Source organism: Aliikangiella marina, assembly GCF_007004765.1.
In the GTDB taxonomy this organism is placed as follows: Bacteria; Pseudomonadota; Gammaproteobacteria; order Enterobacterales; family Kangiellaceae; genus Aliikangiella; species Aliikangiella marina.
Genome location: NZ_VIKR01000006.1, coordinates 323,063 through 342,774, shown reverse-complemented (window position 1 = coordinate 342,774; position 19,712 = coordinate 323,063). Strand labels below are relative to the sequence as shown.

At 42.0% G+C, this 19,712-nt stretch carries 23 protein-coding genes; 16 read left to right on the top strand and 7 right to left on the bottom strand.

The genetic code is table 11. From position 1 onward, the window contains the following. Positions 1-3: 3 nt before the first annotated feature. Complete coding sequence (gene apbC / locus FLL45_RS21045; protein ID WP_142944038.1) at positions 4-1,107, bottom strand: iron-sulfur cluster carrier protein ApbC; 1,104 nt, start codon at positions 1,105-1,107, stop codon at positions 4-6. A 175-nt stretch (positions 1,108-1,282) separates the two neighbouring features. Between apbC and metG the strand changes: the two genes are divergently transcribed. Genes metG through FLL45_RS21005 form a run of 8 tightly spaced genes read left to right on the top strand, consistent with a single transcriptional unit; the run spans position 1,283 to position 8,912 of the window. Then, positions 1,283-3,313 (top strand): methionine--tRNA ligase, encoded by a 2,031-nt coding sequence (gene metG, locus FLL45_RS21040; RefSeq protein ID WP_142944037.1) that lies wholly within the window; start codon positions 1,283-1,285, stop codon positions 3,311-3,313. An 18-nt stretch (positions 3,314-3,331) separates the two neighbouring features. Then, on the top strand, positions 3,332-3,694 hold the full coding sequence (locus FLL45_RS21035; protein ID WP_142944036.1) for a hypothetical protein: 363 nt from the start codon (positions 3,332-3,334) through the stop codon (positions 3,692-3,694). An 11-nt stretch (positions 3,695-3,705) separates the two neighbouring features. Further along, complete coding sequence (gene rsxA / locus FLL45_RS21030; RefSeq protein WP_142944035.1) at positions 3,706-4,287, top strand: electron transport complex subunit RsxA; 582 nt, start codon at positions 3,706-3,708, stop codon at positions 4,285-4,287. After that, positions 4,287-4,865, top strand: a complete 579-nt coding sequence (gene rsxB, locus FLL45_RS21025) for an electron transport complex subunit RsxB (RefSeq protein ID WP_142944034.1) — start codon at positions 4,287-4,289, stop codon at positions 4,863-4,865. Before rsxA ends, rsxB begins: the two co-directional genes overlap by 1 nt. Beyond that, the gene (gene rsxC, locus FLL45_RS21020; RefSeq protein ID WP_142944033.1) at positions 4,862-6,508 is read left to right on the top strand and encodes an electron transport complex subunit RsxC; all 1,647 of its coding nucleotides are present in this window, start codon (positions 4,862-4,864) and stop codon (positions 6,506-6,508) included. Before rsxB ends, rsxC begins: the two co-directional genes overlap by 4 nt. Then, a complete protein-coding gene (rsxD, locus tag FLL45_RS21015) occupies positions 6,508-7,569 on the top strand; it encodes an electron transport complex subunit RsxD (protein WP_142944032.1) in 1,062 nt (353 codons plus the stop codon). Before rsxC ends, rsxD begins: the two co-directional genes overlap by 1 nt. Continuing rightward, positions 7,562-8,230, top strand: coding sequence for an electron transport complex subunit RsxG (gene rsxG, locus FLL45_RS21010; protein ID WP_142944031.1), 669 nt, complete (start codon positions 7,562-7,564; stop codon positions 8,228-8,230). The genes rsxD and rsxG overlap by 8 nt, the downstream gene beginning before the upstream one ends. Further along, positions 8,223-8,912 (top strand): electron transport complex subunit E, encoded by a 690-nt coding sequence (locus FLL45_RS21005; protein WP_210247256.1) that lies wholly within the window; start codon positions 8,223-8,225, stop codon positions 8,910-8,912. Before rsxG ends, FLL45_RS21005 begins: the two co-directional genes overlap by 8 nt. Here FLL45_RS21005 and FLL45_RS21000 read toward each other — a convergent pair. Further along, positions 8,890-9,408: a DUF3016 domain-containing protein gene (locus FLL45_RS21000; RefSeq protein ID WP_142944030.1), complete on the bottom strand. Its 519-nt coding sequence runs from the start codon at positions 9,406-9,408 to the stop codon at positions 8,890-8,892. The genes FLL45_RS21005 and FLL45_RS21000 overlap by 23 nt on opposite strands. Positions 9,409-9,988: 580 nt before the next feature. Here FLL45_RS21000 and FLL45_RS20995 point away from each other — a divergent pair. After that, a complete protein-coding gene (locus FLL45_RS20995) occupies positions 9,989-10,318 on the top strand; it encodes a DUF2288 family protein (RefSeq protein ID WP_185964573.1) in 330 nt (109 codons plus the stop codon). Positions 10,319-10,469: 151 nt separating this feature from the next. Here the strand turns inward: FLL45_RS20995 and FLL45_RS20990 are convergent, their stop codons facing one another. The 4 genes from FLL45_RS20990 to FLL45_RS20975 are packed head-to-tail and all read right to left on the bottom strand — an operon-like array spanning position 10,470 to position 12,853. Beyond that, the gene (locus tag FLL45_RS20990; protein WP_142944028.1) at positions 10,470-10,655 is read right to left on the bottom strand and encodes a hypothetical protein; all 186 of its coding nucleotides are present in this window, start codon (positions 10,653-10,655) and stop codon (positions 10,470-10,472) included. 52 nt (positions 10,656-10,707) lie between these two features. After that, on the bottom strand, positions 10,708-11,625 hold the full coding sequence (locus FLL45_RS20985; RefSeq protein ID WP_142944027.1) for an ABC-2 transporter permease: 918 nt from the start codon (positions 11,623-11,625) through the stop codon (positions 10,708-10,710). Further along, entirely contained in the window at positions 11,625-12,479 is an 855-nt protein-coding gene (locus FLL45_RS20980) for an ABC transporter ATP-binding protein (RefSeq protein ID WP_142944026.1), read from the bottom strand. The genes FLL45_RS20985 and FLL45_RS20980 overlap by 1 nt, the downstream gene beginning before the upstream one ends. Then, complete coding sequence (locus tag FLL45_RS20975) at positions 12,476-12,853, bottom strand: GntR family transcriptional regulator (protein WP_142944025.1); 378 nt, start codon at positions 12,851-12,853, stop codon at positions 12,476-12,478. Before FLL45_RS20975 ends, FLL45_RS20980 begins: the two co-directional genes overlap by 4 nt. 179 nt (positions 12,854-13,032) lie before the next feature. Here FLL45_RS20975 and FLL45_RS20970 point away from each other — a divergent pair, with 179 nt between their 5' ends. Genes FLL45_RS20970 through FLL45_RS20960 form a run of 3 tightly spaced genes read left to right on the top strand, consistent with a single transcriptional unit; the run spans position 13,033 to position 15,461 of the window. Beyond that, entirely contained in the window at positions 13,033-13,965 is a 933-nt protein-coding gene (locus tag FLL45_RS20970) for a YeiH family protein (RefSeq protein ID WP_142944024.1), read from the top strand. Between the two features lies 1 nt (position 13,966). Further along, a complete protein-coding gene (nudC, locus tag FLL45_RS20965; protein WP_142944023.1) occupies positions 13,967-14,878 on the top strand; it encodes an NAD(+) diphosphatase in 912 nt (303 codons plus the stop codon). 4 nt (positions 14,879-14,882) lie between these two features. Then, positions 14,883-15,461, top strand: a complete 579-nt coding sequence (locus tag FLL45_RS20960; protein WP_142944022.1) for a TlpA family protein disulfide reductase — start codon at positions 14,883-14,885, stop codon at positions 15,459-15,461. 41 nt (positions 15,462-15,502) lie between these two features. Here FLL45_RS20960 and FLL45_RS20955 read toward each other — a convergent pair whose 3' ends face one another. Then, positions 15,503-16,333: a hypothetical protein gene (locus FLL45_RS20955; RefSeq protein WP_142944021.1), complete on the bottom strand. Its 831-nt coding sequence runs from the start codon at positions 16,331-16,333 to the stop codon at positions 15,503-15,505. A gap of 268 nt (positions 16,334-16,601) precedes the next feature. On the opposite strand from FLL45_RS20955, the gene FLL45_RS20950 reads away from it, so the two are divergent. From FLL45_RS20950 to FLL45_RS20935, 4 genes are all read left to right on the top strand, one after another. Then, positions 16,602-17,531 (top strand): tetratricopeptide repeat protein, encoded by a 930-nt coding sequence (locus FLL45_RS20950; protein WP_142944020.1) that lies wholly within the window; start codon positions 16,602-16,604, stop codon positions 17,529-17,531. A gap of 79 nt (positions 17,532-17,610) precedes the next feature. Then, the gene (locus FLL45_RS20945) at positions 17,611-18,483 is read left to right on the top strand and encodes a substrate-binding periplasmic protein (protein WP_142944019.1); all 873 of its coding nucleotides are present in this window, start codon (positions 17,611-17,613) and stop codon (positions 18,481-18,483) included. Positions 18,484-18,770: 287 nt separating this feature from the next. After that, complete coding sequence (locus FLL45_RS20940; protein WP_142944018.1) at positions 18,771-19,043, top strand: hypothetical protein; 273 nt, start codon at positions 18,771-18,773, stop codon at positions 19,041-19,043. A 345-nt stretch (positions 19,044-19,388) separates the two neighbouring features. Continuing rightward, complete coding sequence (locus FLL45_RS20935; RefSeq protein ID WP_142944017.1) at positions 19,389-19,640, top strand: hypothetical protein; 252 nt, start codon at positions 19,389-19,391, stop codon at positions 19,638-19,640. The last annotated feature ends 72 nt before the right edge of the window (positions 19,641-19,712 follow it).

Genomic DNA, 19,712 nt, shown 5'->3' with positions numbered 1-19,712 from the left:
CCTTTATGCGTCAGGTGACCAAGTTTTAATTGCAATATTGTCAGCACCTTTTGAGTAATCTTTGCCTAATGATGCTAAATTCGCAGCAAGATTTCTGGCTATTTTTCGATAGGTTAAGCTGATCTCACTATTTGGATCGGCTGCAACTGAAGGATTACCATCATCTAGCTGCTGACGAATCGACATTGCAAGCGGCAATTGCCCTAATAGGGGCATATCATAATCTTCTGACAAAAATTTTCCACCACCTTCGCCAAATATTGCTTCCTGATGCCCGCAATTGCTGCAGATGTGGGTCGACATATTCTCCACGATCCCCATAACGGGTATTTTTACCTTGGTAAACATCGCAACGGCTTTTTTAGCATCAGCAAGGGCCAAATCCTGGGGAGTCGTCACTATCACCGACGCGGTCACCGGTATTTTTTGCGATAAGGTCAGTTGAATATCACCGGTACCAGGAGGCAAATCGACGATAAGATAGTCTAAGTTACCCCAGCGGGTGTCTCTGATGATTTGTTGAAACGCTTGTGAAGCCATAGGTCCTCGCCATACCATCGCCTGCTTCTCGTCAACTAAAAACCCTATCGACATGGCCTCAATTCCGTGCGCAGAGAGCGGTTGAATGGTCTTTTTATCTTCCGAAACGGGTTTCGCATCGGGGATACCCAGCATAATTGGTACACTTGGGCCATAGATATCAGCATCTAAAATCCCAACAGCGGCCCCCTCGGCTTGAAGCGCAAGTGCTAAATTAATACTCGTCGCCGACTTACCTACCCCCCCTTTGCCGGAAGCTACAGCGATAATATTTTTAATATTCGCTAATGGCGCAACGCCCGCTTTAGTCTCGTATGCGGTAATCCGTGATTTGACCTCAATGGCCACTTTATTCGACTGCGGCCAAGCCTTGCAAATAACCGTTTCAATTTCTTCCGCTAGAACGTGTTTGATCCCTTCAGCTGGAAAAGGTAATAAAATCTCAAGCTGTATGTGATCACCTTTGACCTTGGCATTTTGAATATGAGCACTTAAGTCGAAGTCTTCTGGCAGGCTGTCAATTTGGCTATCGGCAATTAAATCCAAAATAGCTTGTTCGTCTAACATAGGAGTCCTAATCGGGTTAAAATAATTGGTCTAGATTATAACCGAATCAATTTCAGAAATACCCGTTTATTTTGCTGATTTTGCTATGGTTTTAGATGAAAGCGCCACTAAAAAAAGGTATAGTTGCGCCAAATCTAATGGTTCCCGTTAAATCTTATTTTTGAGTGAAGTATCAGTGAGTTCAGAACAAAACAATCAACCTCGACAAATCCTGGTCACCAGTGCCCTCCCTTATGCCAATGGGTCAATCCACATTGGCCACATGCTAGAGCATATCCAGACCGATATTTGGACTCGTTTTCAAAAACTAAGAGGCCATCAATGTATCAGTGTCTGTGCCGACGACACCCACGGCACCCCAATCATGCTTCGTGCTCAGAAGGAAGGGGTGACGCCGGAAGATTTTATCGCGGCCACGCGCGAAGAGCATTTAAAAGATTTTGAGGACTTCCTGGTTGAATACGATAACTATCATTCGACCCACAGTGAAGAAAATCGCGAGCTCAGTGAACTAATTTACAACCGACTCAATGATGCCGGCCATATTGCCAAGCGCACTATCTCACAACTATTTGATCCGGAAAAAGAAATGTTTCTACCGGACCGCTTCGTTAAAGGCGAGTGTCCAAAATGTGGCTCTGAAGATCAGTATGGCGACAACTGCGATAACTGTGGCGCAACTTACAGTCCGACAGAACTCAAAAACCCGAAATCTGCGGTCTCGGGAGCAACGCCAATTAATAAAGACTCAGAACACTATTTTTTCAAATTAACAAATTTTGAAAGTATGTTGAAAACTTGGACACGTGATGGTCATGTCCAAGAGCAAATTGCTAACAAATTAGATGAGTGGTTTGAAGCAGGACTGCAAGAGTGGGATATATCAAGAGATGCACCCTACTTTGGCTTTGAAATTCCAGGCGCACCAGGCAAGTACTTCTATGTTTGGGTGGACGCACCGATTGGCTACATGGCCAGTTTTAAAAATCTTTGCGATAAACGTGACGATTTAAATTTTGATGACTATTGGAACGCCGACAGCGCCGCAGAAGTTCATCATTTTATCGGAAAAGATATCGTTTACTTCCACACACTCTTTTGGCCCGCAATGCTCCATGGAAGCGGTTTTAGAAAACCAACCAAAGTGCATGCTCACGGTTTCTTGACGGTGAATGGTACTAAAATGTCCAAATCCAAAGGGACTTTTGTTAAGGCGCGAACTTATTTAAATCATTTAGACCCCGAATATTTGCGTTACTACTTTATGGCCAAACTCACTTCTAAAGTAGATGATTTTGACCTTAACTTAGAGGACTTTGTTGCGCGGATTAATTCTGATTTAGTCAATAAATATATTAATATCGCAAGCCGTGTCGCTAGCTTTATCGGTAAAAAGTTTGACGGACGACTAGCAGATGATGTCGCTGATCATCCGTTAATTAAAGAAGCCCAAGGTGCAGCCGAAACAATTGCTGAGTTCTATGAGAACAAGCAATATGGTCGCGCTATCCGAGAAATTATGAGTATTGCTGATAAAGCAAACAAATATGTCGATAGTGAAGAGCCGTGGGTAAAAATTAAAGATGAAACTACCGCGCCACAAGTTCAAGTTGTGAGCACCGTTTGCCTGAACGTATTTAAAATATTAACGATTTATTTAAAACCGGCGATACCTGCGATGGCTGAAAAAGTTGAAGCTTTCCTGAATGTAGAACCGCTCCAATGGTCAGATATTAGCGAAGTTTTACAAGGTCGGACAGTCAATAAATTCAAGCCAATGGTGCAACGAATCGATCCGAAAAAACTTGAAGCAATGATAGAAGAAGGCAAAGAAGAAGCTGCGGCAGCCAGCGCACCTCAGTTAGCCGATCCGTTAAAAGAAGAAATTGAATTTAGTGACTTTGACAAAATTGATTTACGCGTTGTCAAAATCGTTAAAGCAGAACATGTTGAAGGCGCTGAAAAACTGTTAAAACTTCAACTGGATTTAGACGGCGTCACCAAACAAGTATTTGCAGGGATCAAATCAGCATATGCACCTGAAGATTTGCAAGGAAAGCTCACCGTCATGGTCGCCAACCTTAAACCAAGAAAAATGCGTTTTGGGGTATCCGAAGGGATGGTTTTGGCGGCGGGACCTGGTGGTAAAGATCTTTGGATTTTAAATCCCGATGAGGGGGCTCAACCGGGAATGCGTGTTAAGTAATAACAAAGGTAATTTTTGATGACAGGATTCGACTTATACCCACAAGCTTGGGCGCTCTATATTGCATTAGGAATTGCCCTGCTGTTTTTAGTTGACTATAAACTGAAAACTAAAGGCTTTAAGTTACGGGTCGGCGTGCTGACTCTGCTTGCCGTTGGGGCCTTTACACCGCAAACTGTTACTGACGCTGAATCGTTAGCACCAATGATTATTACCAGCTTACTTAATGCCGAAGTTGATGGTTTGAGTGCGATTTACAAAGCGCTAGTGACTATGGCGATCATTTGGGGAATCATTTTTGCCTCTGCGTTAGCAATAAAATACTTTATCGATGCAAAACGCGATTCTTCTGATAGTTCGCAACACGAGAATAAAGCTTAGCCCTTTTTGTCATGTCCGAGATTCTTTTACTGCTTGTTAGCACGGTTCTAGTCAACAACTTTGTTCTAGCAAAGTTCCTCGGACTTTGTCCATTTATGGGCGTTTCCAGCAAGGTTGAAACCGCGGTCGGGATGGCTGCTGCAACAACCTTCGTTTTGACTCTCGCTTCCGTCGCAAGTTATTTAATCAATACGTACATACTCGCTCCGTTAAATCTCGAATACTTACAAGTCTTATCGTTTATTCTTGCAATCGCAGTTGTTGTTCAATTTACCGAGATGGTTATTCATAAAACAAGTCCTGTGCTCTATCGATTGCTGGGAATTTTTCTCCCACTCATAACAACTAACTGTGCGGTTCTTGGCGTGGCGTTACTCAATGTAAATCAAGCGCACACATTCGTAGAATCAATTATTTATGGCTTTGGAGCGGCACTTGGATTTTCCCTTGTTCTTGTCCTATTCGCCGCCATAAGAGAACGAATTGCAGTTGCCGACGTCCCCGCTCCGTTTCAAGGGGCTGCTATTGCGCTCGTCACGGCTGGATTAATGTCACTGGCATTTATGGGCTTTGCCGGTTTGGTGAGAGGCTAATGCTAGAGTTACTGATCGCTACTCTTACGCTTGTTGGCTTTGCATTTATTTGCGGTAGCTTACTCGGTTTTGCGTCAATTAAATTCAAAGTCGAAGGCAACCCTATTGTTGACCAAATCAATGAAGTTTTACCACAAACTCAATGCGGTCAATGTGGATACCCTGGCTGTAAGCCTTATGCCGAAGCGATCGCCGAAGGCGAAGCCATTAACCGTTGTCCGCCGGGTGGTGAAGCAGGCATTAAAGCGCTTGCCGAATTACTTGATATGGAAGTGGTTGAATTGGATGAATCATGCGGTGAAGAAAGTCTGCCCACCGTTGTCGTGATTAGGGAAGATGAGTGCATTGGCTGTACTAAATGTATTCAAGCCTGTCCCGTTGATGCAATCACTGGCGCGGCAAAAATGATGCATACCGTGATTGAATCTGAATGCACTGGATGTGACTTGTGCATCCCACCTTGCCCGGTCGACTGCATCGACATTGTTGAAATACAACCCACTATTGATGATTGGCATTGGCCTAATCCAGCTCAGTTGAATAAACCTTCACAAATTCCCGTTAAGGTGATTTCATGAGTAAAAGCATCGTAAAATCAGTTTCGTCGAAGTCGATAGTTGAACAGGCGAAAGGAAGTTTTCACGGCGGAATTCATCCTGCTGAATTTAAAAATATTTCTAACCAGCAATCGATAAAAGATCTGCCAATTGCCGCTCAACTTGTTATTCCCGTCAAACAACAACTCGGCCAGACGGGCGAAGTTGTGGTCAACTTAGGCGATCGTATCTCCCGAGGGCAATTGCTGGTGAAAGCCACAGGCATCTTGAGCGCCAATATTCACTCCCCTGCTGACGGCATAGTTACCTCACTGAGTCCAGCCTATGTGGGTCATCCATCGGGAATGAAGTCCGCAGCAATTACGATTAAAACCGATCTAGAACAATCAGAAGGCAAAATATTTGAACCAATCGATTGGCGTAATCCAAGCAACTTAGAAGAAATTCAATCGAGAATACGCCAAGCGGGGATTGTCGGATTGGGTGGAGCAACCTTTCCTACGCACGTAAAAACGTCCAGTCGCGAAATCAACACGTTAATCGTCAACGCCATGGAGTGCGAGCCCTTTATAACCTGTGATGACAGAATGCTAAAAGATATTCCAAAACAGGTCATTGAAGGCGCACAAATCGTCGCGAATTTAGTCAAGGCTAAAAATATCATATTTGCAACCGAAGACAATAAACAACTCTCGATCGAAAAGCTTAGTGAAGCAATATCAAAAACCACTGAGTCCATCCCTATGTCGATAGTGGTTGCACCAACAAAATATCCAAGCGGCGGCGAAAAACAAACCATTGAATTAGTAACAGGAAAACAGGTTCCCAGCGGTAAAATTCCCGCCTCAATGGGGCTATTAGTTCAAAATGTCGCAACCCTGCATGCTGTTTTCAACGCCGTGGTTAAGGGCCAACCACTCTATCAACGGTTAGTAACCATCACCGGCAATTTGGTCGATCGACCTGGCAACTATTGGATTGCATTTGGCACCCAGATAACTGATTTAATTGAGCACTTTAATGTTGATGTTAATGACTGCGAAAAAGTCATTATTGGTGGTCCATTAATGGGGCAAAGTGTAACCGATTTTACTGCGCCGGTTACGAAGGCGACTAATTGTTTAATCTTTAATAAAGCCGATAAAACCGAAAAGGCCTGGCTCACGCAAACAACAGAACATCAACCCTGTATTCGATGTGGCGAATGCGAAAAGGTATGCCCTGCTGATTTATTGCCGCAACAATTACTTTGGTATAGTCAAAGCGATCAGTGGGAAAATTTACAGCAGCAAGGCATATTGGACTGTATCGAATGTGGCGCGTGCGCTTATGTGTGTCCGAGTGAAATTCCGTTAGTGCAGTACTACCGTTACGGCAAGTCATCACTCAAAGACATTCAACGAAAAAATGTCATAGCAGAAAAAGCCAAAAAGCGTTTTGACTTCAAAGAAATGAGAATTCAGAGAGAGAAAGCCGAGCGCGCAGCGAAACACAAAAAAGCTGCAGAAGCGCGACGTCAGGCCGCATTGGATAAGAAAAATGATTCTGATGGAAAACAACAAGCAATTAATGATGCGCTCGCTCGTGTCAAACAAAAAAAAGCATCCGTAGGTCAAGCGCAAGGCGTGGCTCAGACCGAAACTGACGAAAAGAAGGAAAGCTAATGATGAATTTATCTTCGCCTTTTTTTCACAAAGCGATGCCAACCAACAAAGTTATGATGTTAGTGTGCGTTGCACTAATCCCCGGTATCATCACACAGGTTTATTTTTTTGGGTTTGGCGTCATAATTAATCTTATTTTATGTGCGGTATTCGCGGTTAGTGCGGAATATACAATACTCAAATTGAGAACACGCGAACCTCGCACCTCAATCCAGGATAACTCGGCATTATTAACCGGACTGTTATTAGCTGTAGCGTTACCACCCACCTTACCTTTCTGGATGACGTTTGTTGGCGTTTGGTTTGCTATTATTTTTGGCAAACAACTATACGGCGGACTCGGCTATAATCCATTCAACCCTGCTATGGTTGGCTATGTTTTATTACTTATTTCGTTTCCAGTCGAAATGACCGCTTGGCTACCGGCAAGAGAGCTCGCAGTTTCTCTACCAAGTTTTTACGAGTCATCGCAGTTAATATTTTTTGCTCAGACTGCCGATGGTTTAACTGTAGAAAACTTTCGTCAACTCGCGGATGGATTCACTATGGCGACGCCGCTAGATCACCTCAAAACAGAAACAACATTGGGCCGTATGAATTCAGAAATTTTCGCCAACCCAGATATGGCGCTAAACCTCAATGGCTGGAAGTGGGTGAACTTGATGTTTCTGCTGGGTGGTTTGTATTTGCTCGCAATCAAAATAGTTCGCTGGCATATTCCAGTAGCCTATTTGCTGGCAATGATCATCACCAGTTTTCTGTTAAACACTTATGATAATCAATTGTATGCTGCACCTAGTTTTCACTTGCTAACTGGCGCAACGATGTTGGGTGCTTTTTTTATCGCAACGGATCCTGTGTCGGCTTCTACTACGCCTAAGGGACGGTTAATCTATGGTGCGTTAATTGGCTTTTTAATTGTGATAATTCGTACCTTCGGTGGCTACCCCGATGCAATCGCTTTTGCAGTCTTACTTTTAAACATCGCGGTTCCGACGATAGACCATTACACAAAGCCGGTTATCTACGGTCATAAAAAAGAGACTGAACTTCATGACTGAAGATAATAAACAATCGCCAACGATTGAAAAAGCCACAGCGATAAACGGTGCGATACTCGCGTTATTCGCCTTGGTATCGACCGGATTAATTGCTGTCACTCACTTAATTACTAAAGACAAAATTGCCGAAGAAATCGAAGCAGCGTTGGCAAGACGTTTAAACGACATCATTCCTGCTGAAGCGTACGACAACGATGTTTATCATGACTGCATGCGAGTCAAAAGTGATGAGTTACTCGGCAGCCAAGACCATCAAAACGTTTATCGGATGCGGAAAGAAAACGAAGACTATGCAGTATTTATGACGAGTGTTGCACCCGATGGATATGCTGGAAAAATCAAGTTGGTTGTTGGAATTTACCAAGATGGAACGATTGCCGGCGTCCGGGTTACTGAGCATCAAGAGACGCCCGGATTAGGCGACAAAATCGAGATTGAAAAGTCTTCTTGGATAAAATCATTTGATGCAAAATCGCTAACGAATACGCCAATTGAACAATGGAAAGTAACTAAAGATGGTGGCGAGTTTGATGCGCTTACTGGGGCCACAATAACCCCTCGAGCAATCGTCAAAGCGGTCAAAAATACACTAGTATTCTATGAGCGATCTCGCGAAGAACTGTTTAATCCTGATACCTCGTGTGGAGTAACTGATGATTAAAGAAAACCAGCAAGTTGTCAAAGACGGCTTGTGGAATAATAACGCAGCCTTGGTGCAACTGCTGGGTTTATGTCCGCTTCTCGCCGTGACAGGAACCATGGTTAATGGTCTCGGTTTGGGGATCGCGACAACTTTTGTTTTGGTCGGTTCGAATGTCACAGTTTCGATAATCCGTAAACATATTCCACAAGAAATTCGCATCCCAATTTTCGTGATGTTAATCGCCTCATTTGTCACAAATGTTCAGTTGCTCATGAATGCCTTTACTTATGAGCTGTATCTCGTGTTGGGCATATTCATTCCATTAATTGTGACGAATTGTGCGATTATCGGCAGAGCAGAAGCTTTTGCGAGCCGAAACCCTGTGATTCCTTCGTTTATCGACGGCTTGGCACAAGGTATTGGTTTTACTTTGGTATTAATGATTTTAGGTGGTTTAAGAGAACTTGTTGGTCAAGGGACAATCTTTGACGGCGCCCACTTGCTGCTCGGTGAGTGGGCCAGAGAGCTCACATTACGTTTTTACATTACCGATCAAAAATTCTTGTTTGCAATCTTACCACCTGGCGCATTTATCGGATTAGGATTGTTAGTTGCGGTTAAAAACATCGTCGACAAACGCGCCACAGAAGCGAAAAACAAAGAACTGCCAATCTCCCCTATTCCGCAAAAGTCTTCTTAAGCCAAGACTCTAAATCCTCTCGCATGTAACCAACATGGGAATAGCGATAATTGGTGAACTTTCGGGGATTGTGGTGAACGAACTCTTTGATCGTCGTTTCGCCACTGGTTTTAACTTTGCCATCACTCGATTTCAGTACATACTTGAATTCAATTCGGTAATGTTCCGGATCTTTTAAAATACGCATTTCTCTATTTTGACTGCCAAAGAAATATTCGATGTATCCAGCTAAATCAAGATTAGTAATTTCGATCGTAAGCACATCATTTTCATCGATTACATCTTTCGCAATATCAGAAAACATCACATTAAACTGTTTCTTGATCGTTTTTATACTCGACTTTTTGCTTTGGCCTGAGAGCGTATAATCACTAAATTTCTTGGGTTCGACAAGCTCAACTTGTATTCCTGCGGCGGCAGTAGTCGACATGACGATTAACAGCAATGTACAGGCGATCAATACATAAGCTTTAACGTGGGATACTTTGATATTCACTTTTCTGCACCTCGTGATTAGGTTAAATGACGAATTTAATCGAAGTAACTACATGAATGCTTCTATCAATTTCTTTGCAAAATTCTTTACGCTAATGTGCACGCGCACACTAGACGCGAATCTCGACTTAACTCAAGACAACACAGTTCTTCCTGACTGGTTGTAACTCCTTGACTAGTTGTAACTTCCAAACTGGATATTCCCTCTGACTGATGACAAGATAGACGTCAACGCCTGAACAAATCCTGAATTTCCTCAATAATCTCGCCAGACAAGTAATGCTTCACTTTGCTTACTCTACCATGAAACCTTTCTAAAAAAGTGTAAATATGCGTAAGAATAGGAAAACCTAACTTACAACTAGGTTTTATATAACTGTTTTCAAAGATATCAGTCAGCGAAATTGTATTTCGGTGGTGGTATTTAGGTTAGCACTAATGTGAGATTATTGGGGCTGTTAAGTTTAAGCGTTTGCGTTTTTGATGGTTACGAGTATTACTTGGGTTTTCTTGTTCCCCTGTTAATCAGACAATCTGGTATACTTGTCGCTGGCAGAACATGTCTTTGCGGAGAATCTCAAGTGTCTGAAACAGAAGAAAATTTAGAAATCGAACTAAGCTTAAAAGATAAACTCAATTTAGAAACCGCCAAAATCAGCTGGAAAGAGCTTGAATTGTTCTTTGCGAAAGGCAACTTGCTCACTGTTTCACCGTCAAAAAACCTAATCGAGGTCGCCGAGCAAATTGCTAGCAACCAGCAAAAAGAGATTGAGTCGCTAATTCTTGAGAAAAATATTGAATTTGCTACACCGAGCTGGGTGAGAGAGAATTGTTCGGAGAATCCTACCCTTTGGGCGGTGGTAGTCGCACCCTATGTCGTCTGCCAACTCGCGACAGAAACGAGCCATTAGCTTTTTGTTAAATTCCCCCGAATACTAGAAGCACAGATTATCATCGATTCAAGTGGCTTTATTTTCAGATTCCTTTAGACATAAAAAAACGGCACGCTTTGCGTACCGTTTTTGATCTTCTGGGAGATTCTACCGCGCTTTCGCGCAATGACTACCAAAGAAGCATTGTAAACAGCTCAATAACGCCTGCTTTGCACACTTGCACACCGTCTTCAGTGATATGCTCAATCTGATATCCCTGGGCATGCAGTACGCCGAAAACAGTAGCAATCATTGCGATAGCAATAAACAAACTCACTTTGCTCGTCTTCTTTGCGCTTTTTCTGTTTAAAACCATAATAGTCACCTTCTCGTAGATTTAATTATCATCCCATAAATTTACAAGATAATCAAGCTTCGTCTCTGTTTCTGCGGATATAAATCGCACCTGCCAAGAATACCGCAGCGACAACCAATCCAATCCAAAACTCTGAAAAAGCAAATGCTTGGAACGGGCTTGTCAAATCCATATCTAAAACGTACCCGTCCTTTTCAAGGTTATTGATGCTAGCAGTCGCAACAATACCACCCCGTGCTATATGAACGCCTACCATCTCTAAAAATTCCGTTGAATTAAAAATGGTGCCTTCCGCAATTCCAACTAGTAATACGGGTAATGTGCCCCAAAGGATCGCAACTTTTTTAGCCCAAGCTGAAGCAAACATTAACCAGCCCCAAAGTGGCGCTAACCAAAGGTTTGAGATGATTAATCCCATCAGACTGTTGAATGCTACGACAAATAAGTTACTTGAGCTCCAAACTATCAAGCCTGAGTCGCCGCCAAACCATAAAAGTACAGTACCAAAAATCAAGGAGTAAATTTGAAATACCAGTAGAGCACAAAAATATAACACCGGTATGACAACTATTACTGTAAAAAATTTCGATAGTACGGTTTGCGTATCCGATAAGGGTAAAGACTTCCAAAATAATATACTTCGATCTTTTCTCTCGTCGTAGAGGCAACCGACGGCATAGAAGATTCCAACCCAGAACATCACAAACCCGAAGATTACAATCGGCGAGTACAATGCAAGTTGCACGACTTTATCGACCTCTTCCTCGCTATGGTTATCAATTTGTTCAACCAATTGCGGCATTTTGTTCAATAAAGAGAAATCATCGCCGTTTATTTCAATATTGCTCGACGTGATCAACCCCAAAATTAAGAGTGCAGCGAAAAACACCGTCATGGCCGTTGGAGTGATAAACATCGCTCCTCTATGCTCCCAATACTCTCTTTTAACTAACGCTTTGAAAGTACGCATTATTTGCCCTCCTTCATCTTGGCAACAAACAAGTCGGCTACACTGGGTGAATTCACTTCGCCAATTTCCTGCAATTGTTCGACAGGAACGCCTTCGAACAAGTAAACTTTTCGACCGAAAACATCTCTTTCAATCAACGGGTTAAGTGCTTTAGCCTGCTCAACATTTTCACGTGAGACCATCACTTCAACATAACTCTCCGCGACTTCATCCATTGATGCGTCCAACACAATCTGACCTTCTCTGATGAAAATTAAATCAGTCAACAGATTTTCAACTTCTTCAATTTGATGCGTAGTTACCAAGATACTTCTTCCTTCGTCAAAGAATTCGGCAAGCAATTGATTGTAGAATTCTTTACGATAAAGGATATCTAAGCCCAAAGTTGGCTCATCCAACACCAGTAACTCTGCTTCAATCGACATGACTAACGCCAAGTGCAATTGAACTATCATCCCTTTTGAGAGTTCTTTAACTTTAGAGTCCCACTTAATATTCGTTTTGTTTAAAAAGTGTTTCGCTCTCTCCAAGTTAAAATGGGGATGAACTTCTGTCACAAACTCAACTGCGTCTTTAACTTTGAGCCACTTGGGGAGGACCGCAACATCAGCGATAAAACATACTCGCTTCATTAGGTCATCTCTTTGGCCGGCGGGGTTCAAGCCAAGAACTTCTAGCTCACCATCAAAAGAGGTTAATCCCAAGATGGCTTTAAGTACGGTAGTCTTGCCGGCGCCGTTAGGGCCAACTAAGCCGACGATTTTACCGCGCTCAACTGTAAAATCGACTGACTTTAAAGCTTCAAAAGAACCGTAACTCTTACTCAATCCTTTCGCGCGAATGATTGTACTCATGAATTTTCTCCGTCATTAGCCGGTGCACGGTTTGCTAATTCCTCCAGATTTAAGCCTAATCGCTCTATTCGAACCATTATTCTGGGCCATTCTTCCTGTAAAAATTGCCGCTTTTCTTCATCGAACAAATGTTCTTTTGCACCATCGGTAACAAACATGCCTAATCCTCGCTTTTTTTCTAATACATTTTCGTCAACTAATTCCTGGTAAGCTTTCGAAACGGTTAACGGATTAATTTGGTAATCCGCGGCCACTTGCCTTACCGAAGGAACTGCTTCGCCTTCTTTGACTTCACCGTCCATGATCAACTCGACGACTTTCTCCTTCAGTTGCCGAAAGATTGGTGTTTGATCGTTCCACTTCATTGCATTCATATAAGTTCTCTCAACTCGTATGGTTAATAACACTCTCTTTAGTGTTGTATTGAACTATAACACCACATCAGCCTAGTAATCAAATATCAACTATTACATGATATATATCTTGTAAACTACTGTTATATATAGTTTTTTACGTTTATAATTCGAAGATTAAAACATTTGTTAACAATTAGATGGCCAATTTTTCAGCGAAAACTTCCTTAGTTGCACTGTGGGTATTCATTGTAATCGTCATCAGTGGCGTTTTTGGGATCGGCATAAGCTTGTTGCTCGGAATAGTCTATGCACTCGTAATCGGCAATCAGTTTCAAATTAAAACTCAATGGGCTGCCGGTTTAATTTTAAAGACCAGCATCGTTCTCTTGGGTTTTGCTATTAATGTGACTGATGTTTATGAAACAGCAAGAGATGGTTTTGTCGTTACGTTAGTGACTATCCTATTCGCGCTAATAGTTGGTTACCTCATTGGTTTGCTATTTCGTGTTGAAAAACCGCTCGCGTTTTTAGTCTCTAGCGGCACAGCAATTTGCGGTGGCAGCGCGATAGCGGCAGTTGCTCCAGCAATTAACGCTAAACCTAATCACGTAATTATTTCGATCACTATCGTTTTTTTACTTAATGCTATTGGCTTAATCATTTTCCCAGGTATCGGACAATACCTGGGCTTATCGCAAAACCAATTTGGACTGTGGGCAGCGTTAGCGATTCATGATACCAGCTCGGTGGTTGGTGCCGCTGGAGCGTTTGGTGAAGAAGCGCTCAAAGTAGCGACAACAACCAAGCTTGCAAGAGCATTGTGGATAATTCCATTGGCGCTCGTTGCAAGTGTAATATTTAACCAAAATAGACGGTCTGTTTCTATACCCGTTTTTATTGTGTTTTTTGTTCTCGCCAGCGGTGTGACAAGCTTTTTCAATTTACCAGTGTTTTTAGAAGAAATGATTCCTGCGCTTGCGAAAACAGGTATGGCATTAGCCCTATTTCTGATTGGGGCTGGTTTTAGTAAAGCCACTCTCTCGGGTTTACAATGGGGCGCCTTGTGGCAAGGCGTGGTTTTATGGATACTAGTGTCGTTGTTTTCTTTGTGGTTAGTGATTAAATTTTAGTATGCGTATATTTCCTCCTATCGACCGGCAAGCTCAAATTCGCGAGAACTCTGCAGAAATCGCAAGCTTATATGAAACGACGGATAGCTTGGTTATCTTATGGCATCAAGGAAAGGTGCTAATCGAAAATAATGATTTGAAGTATTACTCTCCAAAGAGCCTCATTCAAACAGGCGCCGCTTTATCGGAGCCGCTTTACCTGGGCCAATTAGATGAGCAACACATTTTTGTACAAGCTTTAGAGCAACTTGATGCCCATTTTAGCGCAATGGAAATGGCTAATCTTAGAAAAGTCGGCTTGTATTTAGATGATCAAAAACTGGGCTTACTTTTCTACGCACAAGGCCTTTTAAACTGGCATCAGACGCATGGTTATTGTGCTAATTGTGGTACGCAAACGGTTTTAGTTTCAGCGGGACACTCGCGAAAATGTCCAAATGAGACTTGTGGAAAGAGCCATTTTCCACGCATAGAACCGGCAGTGATTTTTTCGGTTATAAACAACGAAGAAGCAGAATCTAAAATCCTACTCGCGAGGCAGGCTTCTTGGGACGAAAATCGTTATTCAGTTCTGGCCGGCTTCGTCGAATCAGGCGAGACACTCGAAAACGCGGTTGAACGCGAAGCTTATGAAGAGGTTGGTATTCAAGTATCTGAAGTTAACTATGTCGCTTCGCAACCTTGGCCGTTTCCCAGCTCGCTCATGTTGGGATTTGAATCGATCAGTGAAGAGTATGATATTCAGCTAAACGATGACGAAATCGAAAAAGCAATATGGGTGAGCGCCGCTGAATTAACCGAACATATTGCCGCTAAAACCATCAAACTTCCCTTCTCCGTATCAATCAGCTGGCACTTGATCGATCGTTGGTATCGTGACCAAACTGGTCAATCTTTGAAATCATTAAAGTAATCCTATGTTGAACAAGTTTCTGAAACGTCGAAAAACGCTTTTCGAAAACCGAAAATTTGCCGGTAAAAAAGCATTAGGCTCTCTATTGTCAGCGTTATTTTACCTCGGCGTGGTTGCCGTGGTTTTTTGGTGGCAAACACGCGACATGCTGAGTACGGAAGAAAAAGCGCCAATGATGAGTTTCACACTTATCGACGTCAATGGTCGACCCTATCAATACCAATTTAATAATGGTGAAAAAGACACGTTGATCTATTTTTTCGCGCCATGGTGCACTATTTGTCACCTCTCAATCGAAAACACCGAGACAGTCAGGGAAGCTAATTCTGACAGTTTAAATACGATAATTGTGGCTCTCGACTGGAAGAACTTGCAGGAGGTAGATGCTTTTTTGGCGGAACATCACTTAAATTCTCCAGTGGTTTTAGGCACTAATCAGATTCAACAACAATTTAAAATCAGTGCTTTTCCGAGTTACTACTTTATTGACAGAAACGGCTTTGTGAAAGCGAAAAGTAAAGGCTATACCACTAGCCTTGGAATGAGAGCAGCAGTAGAAATTAATACAAAAAAAGGCGACTAAAAGTCGCCTAAATTAAACAGTCTAAAGTTGTAATTATTAATTTAGTTTAATGGACAGCCTTGCTCATTGAAGTCCACTAGATTTTGAATCAAAACACCATAATTATTGTTATCAAAGCTGGTTTGAAACGCTTCAATTACCGCATTTGCGGTCATATCATAGTTGACGCCATTTGCCATTGCGTTCAAGTATGCTGCTGCAGCGTGTCGCGCAGCCATGTTCACCTGACCACCACTAGCATTTAATGCTTGGAGTAATGATGGCTCATAAATTTTGCCTTGCTTCTTAATTTTTATTTCGATTGAACGGCCAAATACTTCATAAAAACTGATGTTTGTATCGACAGGCCAAGAATCTAGATGGTGATCTTGCTTCCAATAACCCGGCGTACAGCCGTCACCACCAACAGGAGTATCTTCACAATAGGCCCAGGCATTATCAGAATACGATTGATAACCAAGTTCTGGATGCAAGGATGGCAATCCCGTAACGGTCATTATATTTTCTTTATACCCTGTCTCACCAGCGCAAAACCCGACAACTTCAGTTGTAAATCCACGATCAGTCGGATCATTGAATCCAAAAGCCAGATCTTCAAGCGGCTCAGAGATATTTAACATTGGGTCTTCCAACGTTAGGTCAACGAAGCCACCATTAGACTCTGGACATTTAATGACCGTAAACCGAAAATGCGCAGTATCGCTGATCACAACCGCTTCTGCTTGGGTGTTAGCGTCAAACCAAGCAATGCCATCATTACTCACTTCTTTCTTCACACATAGCTTGTAGGATGCATTAGCTTCCAATGAAAATAATGCGGAGACTAGAATTAATAGAACAGACAGTGAAAACTTCACAAATATCCCTTTCATGATATATCCCTTTATTTGAAATTAAACATATAAACTCTGTTTGAGATATATGGCTTAGACAAAATTTAGAATATTGTGAAGTACTATTTTTATCAGTGAAATAACAATTGTTTTAAATTACTTTTGTTTATAGAAAAAGAAGATAAAAAACCTTATTTCAAATAACTATATAAGCTACTATAACGATTACCAAATGGCGGTAAATCAACGCTATTTGGGGACTGGCACTAATCCGAGAGATAAGGCTTAACATTTTGAAGGAAAGTGAATGAAATACCAAGTTACCCTGTTCGTGCCGCTCATTTTTTTGTGGCTTGCAACAAAAGCGCTGGCTGTTGAAGTTCAATCCATCCAAGGCCAATCTTTGTTGGGCTCACCGCTGCTCGCAAAACCACTCGATCATCAACGCCAAGCCAAGCAAATTAATGACTATCAAGGTGCCCTAAAACGCTATCAATCAGACCCCAACAACGCAAATGCACTAATCTGGTTGGGTAGACGAGTTGCCTACTTAGGTGACTTTCAAGCTGCTATAAAAATCTTTTCAGAGGGCATCGAAAAACATCCAACCGACGCGCGATTCTATCGCCACCGAGGGCACCGCTTTATCAGCACCCGACAATTTGACAAAGCGATCAAGGATTTTGAAGTCGCAGTAAAGCTTATCGACGGCAAAGACGATGTTATCGAGCCAGACGGTATTCCTAATGCGCAGAACATCCCCGTCAGTAGTTTACATTCCAATATCTGGTATCACTTGGGGTTGAGCTACTATTTAAAAAACGACTTAAACCGTGCCGCGAACGCTTTCGAGCAATGTCTTCAAACCATACAAAACAACGATAATTTAGTTTCTGCATCACACTGGGCCTATATGATTGCTCGAGAATCAAACAATATTGACAAAGCAAACGCCATACTCAAAAAGGTCGATAAAAAAACCGAAGTAATCGAGAATACGGCTTATTTAAACTTGTTATTGTTCTACAAAAACCAGATCTCAGAGACCGAGCTATTAGGCCCAAAAGGCGATCAACCAGCAGTTTCTGAAGCCATAATGTATGGGTTAGGTAACTGGTATCTCTACAATGGTTATGAACGCAAAGCCTATCAAATTTTTGAAAAGTCTCTCAATGAGGGGAACTGGGCAGCATTTGGCAACATTGCCGCTGAAGCGAAACTCAGCCGTCGCCAATAAGTACGGCCGTCGTTAAATAAAATTGGTCGTCATTCATAAAAGTCGTCATTCATAAAAGTAGTGGTCATACGAGAAGATTTTGAAAAGCTTTACTATAATCATCGAATGCTTGATTGATAAATTAGGCGTAAAACTTAATATGACATTAAACCACTATTTCATAAAAGCGAGCCAACTCTGTCTGGTCGCCTCCGTCGCTCTCTGCTGGCATTTTAACTTAAAAGCTTCAGATTCACTTGGCCGAGCACCGCAACCATCTCAGTGCGAGCTGACTTTTGGGTGGACACACTACCCGCCTTATCAAGTCACGGGAGAAAACGGTATTCCTTCGGGACTGCATATCGAATTAATTCAAGCCATTACTCAAGAAACAAACTGTGTTTTGAATTATGAGCAGGGCTACTATGGAGATTTGGTTGAAAAACTCAAAAATGGCAAATTGGACTTCGTTGCTGATGCAAGCATCACCGAAGAGAGACAGCAATTTGCTCACTTTTCTATTCCCTATCGTAATGAAGCGATCGTGCTGTATGTTAGAGAGCAGTATGCGAAATACTGCGATGGGCGCGATTTAGAAAAAATTTTTCGGATGCCCTTTCGCATCGGCGTAACTCGCGGTGTCTACTATGGCGAAGAGATTGAACGAATCCAAAACTTAACACCTAAAATCGATTCCATTGTTTATGTTGCTAATCGCGCAGAATTAATCAAATTTGTCGAACAAAGTATCATCGATGGCTTTTTTGAAGATCCTGCCGTTTACGCTTATGAAACACGAACTGAGAATAGAAACTTTAAACTCGCTAAATGCAAGTTAGCAAAATTCGCTCCCGTTTCTCTGATGTTTAGCAAAAAAACAGTTTCTGAAGATATGCTGCCAATATTTAACCAAGCCATACAAAAAATTAAAACCAGTGAAAAATATCAAAAAGACTGGGGATGGAAGTTTTAGCGCGACTCACTATCAAGCGATAGTTTAAACACAGTAGAGAGACTCATTCAGGCGTTTATCGGAAATAAAAAAGCCTGCAGAAATGCAGGCTTTAAAATTTGGTACCAGAGGGCGGACTCGAACCGCCACACTCTCACGAGCGGGGGATTTTGAATCTGCCGCTTACTCCTTATTTTTCAAAGCATTACCCCCTCTTTTCCTAGCAAAAACTGTTAAATCAGCCCTTATAAATCAATGGTTTGGCCACCAAACTTTTCAAATATTAGGAAACTTTTAGGGAGTATTTCATGAAAAAAGGATTCGCAATTTCATTTAGTGTTTTGTTCATTTTATTGGTCGCTACGGGGGTCTACGAAGAGTATCAAGAAAGTAAAAATCCCCCTGTTCTTCTGACTGAAGATCCCGAACTGAAAGCGATCAAATCAAGAATCAAGCAAATCGACGAACGCTTAAAGCACACCCTGCCTCATCCGCAGCATTTAGTTGACGAGCGCGCCGAACTAGTTGCTAGATTAAAAAATAGATTAAACGATGGAGAACAAAATGTCTCAGACGAATAAAAGAGAAAGAAAAACTGTTTGCTGTGCTTGTGGTAGTGAGCTATTGGAAGCTGATATAGCAATTTGCTCTTCATGTCTTCTTCCCTACCACAAGGACGAATGTGCCATAAAGTCAGGTGACAACGTCATTTGCGGTAAATGCGCTCAAGTCGGCGAGCACACAATACAGGAATAAACAGAAATGTTTAATTATTTTAAAGATTTATTAGCAACACTTCAGCGCATTGAAGCTCACTTAGAAAAGTTATCTCGGTGCTTAAAAGAAAACCATAACAATCATGGCGACCAGGCAAGCTTATCTACTAAGCATTGGAACCAAAACGGATACTAAAGGTAAAGACAGAAATGAGTGATGTTAAATGCCCATATTGCGGCGAAGAACAAGAAATAAATCATGATGATGGCTACGGTTACGAAGAGGACGAGAGGCACGAGCAGTATTGTGTTGGATGCAATAAAACATTTAAGTTCACCACTTCTATCACTTATAACTACGAAGTTTTTTGCCAAAAAGAAGATCACGTTATGGAGCCTTTCGGCGATAAGTGGCCCGGAATGTATGAATGTGAAAAATGTGATTTCTATGAGAAACGCTAACGCTACGGCTTTCCATTAAAGTCCCATTTCGTGTAGTGTGGAGAGGTGGGCATAGATTTTTATAGTCTATGT

What these genes read in the sequence shown, in the direction of transcription:
- FLL45_RS20980 (WP_142944026.1), bottom strand. Translation starts at nt 12,479, where the DNA reads ATGAGTACAATCATTCGCGCGAAAGGATTGAGTAAGAGTTACGGTTCT.
- FLL45_RS20975 (WP_142944025.1), bottom strand. Translation starts at nt 12,853, where the DNA reads ATGAATGCAATGAAGTGGAACGATCAAACACCAATCTTTCGGCAACTG.
- rsxG (WP_142944031.1), top strand. Translation starts at nt 7,562, where the DNA reads ATGACTGAAGATAATAAACAATCGCCAACGATTGAAAAAGCCACAGCG.
- FLL45_RS21035 (WP_142944036.1), top strand. Translation starts at nt 3,332, where the DNA reads ATGACAGGATTCGACTTATACCCACAAGCTTGGGCGCTCTATATTGCA.
- apbC (WP_142944038.1), bottom strand. Translation starts at nt 1,107, where the DNA reads ATGTTAGACGAACAAGCTATTTTGGATTTAATTGCCGATAGCCAAATT.
- rsxC (WP_142944033.1), top strand. Translation starts at nt 4,862, where the DNA reads ATGAGTAAAAGCATCGTAAAATCAGTTTCGTCGAAGTCGATAGTTGAA.
- FLL45_RS20985 (WP_142944027.1), bottom strand. Translation starts at nt 11,625, where the DNA reads ATGCGTACTTTCAAAGCGTTAGTTAAAAGAGAGTATTGGGAGCATAGA.
- rsxD (WP_142944032.1), top strand. Translation starts at nt 6,508, where the DNA reads ATGATGAATTTATCTTCGCCTTTTTTTCACAAAGCGATGCCAACCAAC.
- FLL45_RS20940 (WP_142944018.1), top strand. Translation starts at nt 18,771, where the DNA reads ATGAAAAAAGGATTCGCAATTTCATTTAGTGTTTTGTTCATTTTATTG.
- FLL45_RS20955 (WP_142944021.1), bottom strand. Translation starts at nt 16,333, where the DNA reads ATGAAAGGGATATTTGTGAAGTTTTCACTGTCTGTTCTATTAATTCTA.
- FLL45_RS20970 (WP_142944024.1), top strand. Translation starts at nt 13,033, where the DNA reads ATGGCCAATTTTTCAGCGAAAACTTCCTTAGTTGCACTGTGGGTATTC.
- FLL45_RS20935 (WP_142944017.1), top strand. Translation starts at nt 19,389, where the DNA reads ATGAGTGATGTTAAATGCCCATATTGCGGCGAAGAACAAGAAATAAAT.
- FLL45_RS20950 (WP_142944020.1), top strand. Translation starts at nt 16,602, where the DNA reads ATGAAATACCAAGTTACCCTGTTCGTGCCGCTCATTTTTTTGTGGCTT.
- FLL45_RS21005 (WP_210247256.1), top strand. Translation starts at nt 8,223, where the DNA reads ATGATTAAAGAAAACCAGCAAGTTGTCAAAGACGGCTTGTGGAATAAT.
- FLL45_RS20960 (WP_142944022.1), top strand. Translation starts at nt 14,883, where the DNA reads ATGTTGAACAAGTTTCTGAAACGTCGAAAAACGCTTTTCGAAAACCGA.
- nudC (WP_142944023.1), top strand. Translation starts at nt 13,967, where the DNA reads ATGCGTATATTTCCTCCTATCGACCGGCAAGCTCAAATTCGCGAGAAC.
- rsxA (WP_142944035.1), top strand. Translation starts at nt 3,706, where the DNA reads ATGTCCGAGATTCTTTTACTGCTTGTTAGCACGGTTCTAGTCAACAAC.
- rsxB (WP_142944034.1), top strand. Translation starts at nt 4,287, where the DNA reads ATGCTAGAGTTACTGATCGCTACTCTTACGCTTGTTGGCTTTGCATTT.
- FLL45_RS20990 (WP_142944028.1), bottom strand. Translation starts at nt 10,655, where the DNA reads ATGGTTTTAAACAGAAAAAGCGCAAAGAAGACGAGCAAAGTGAGTTTG.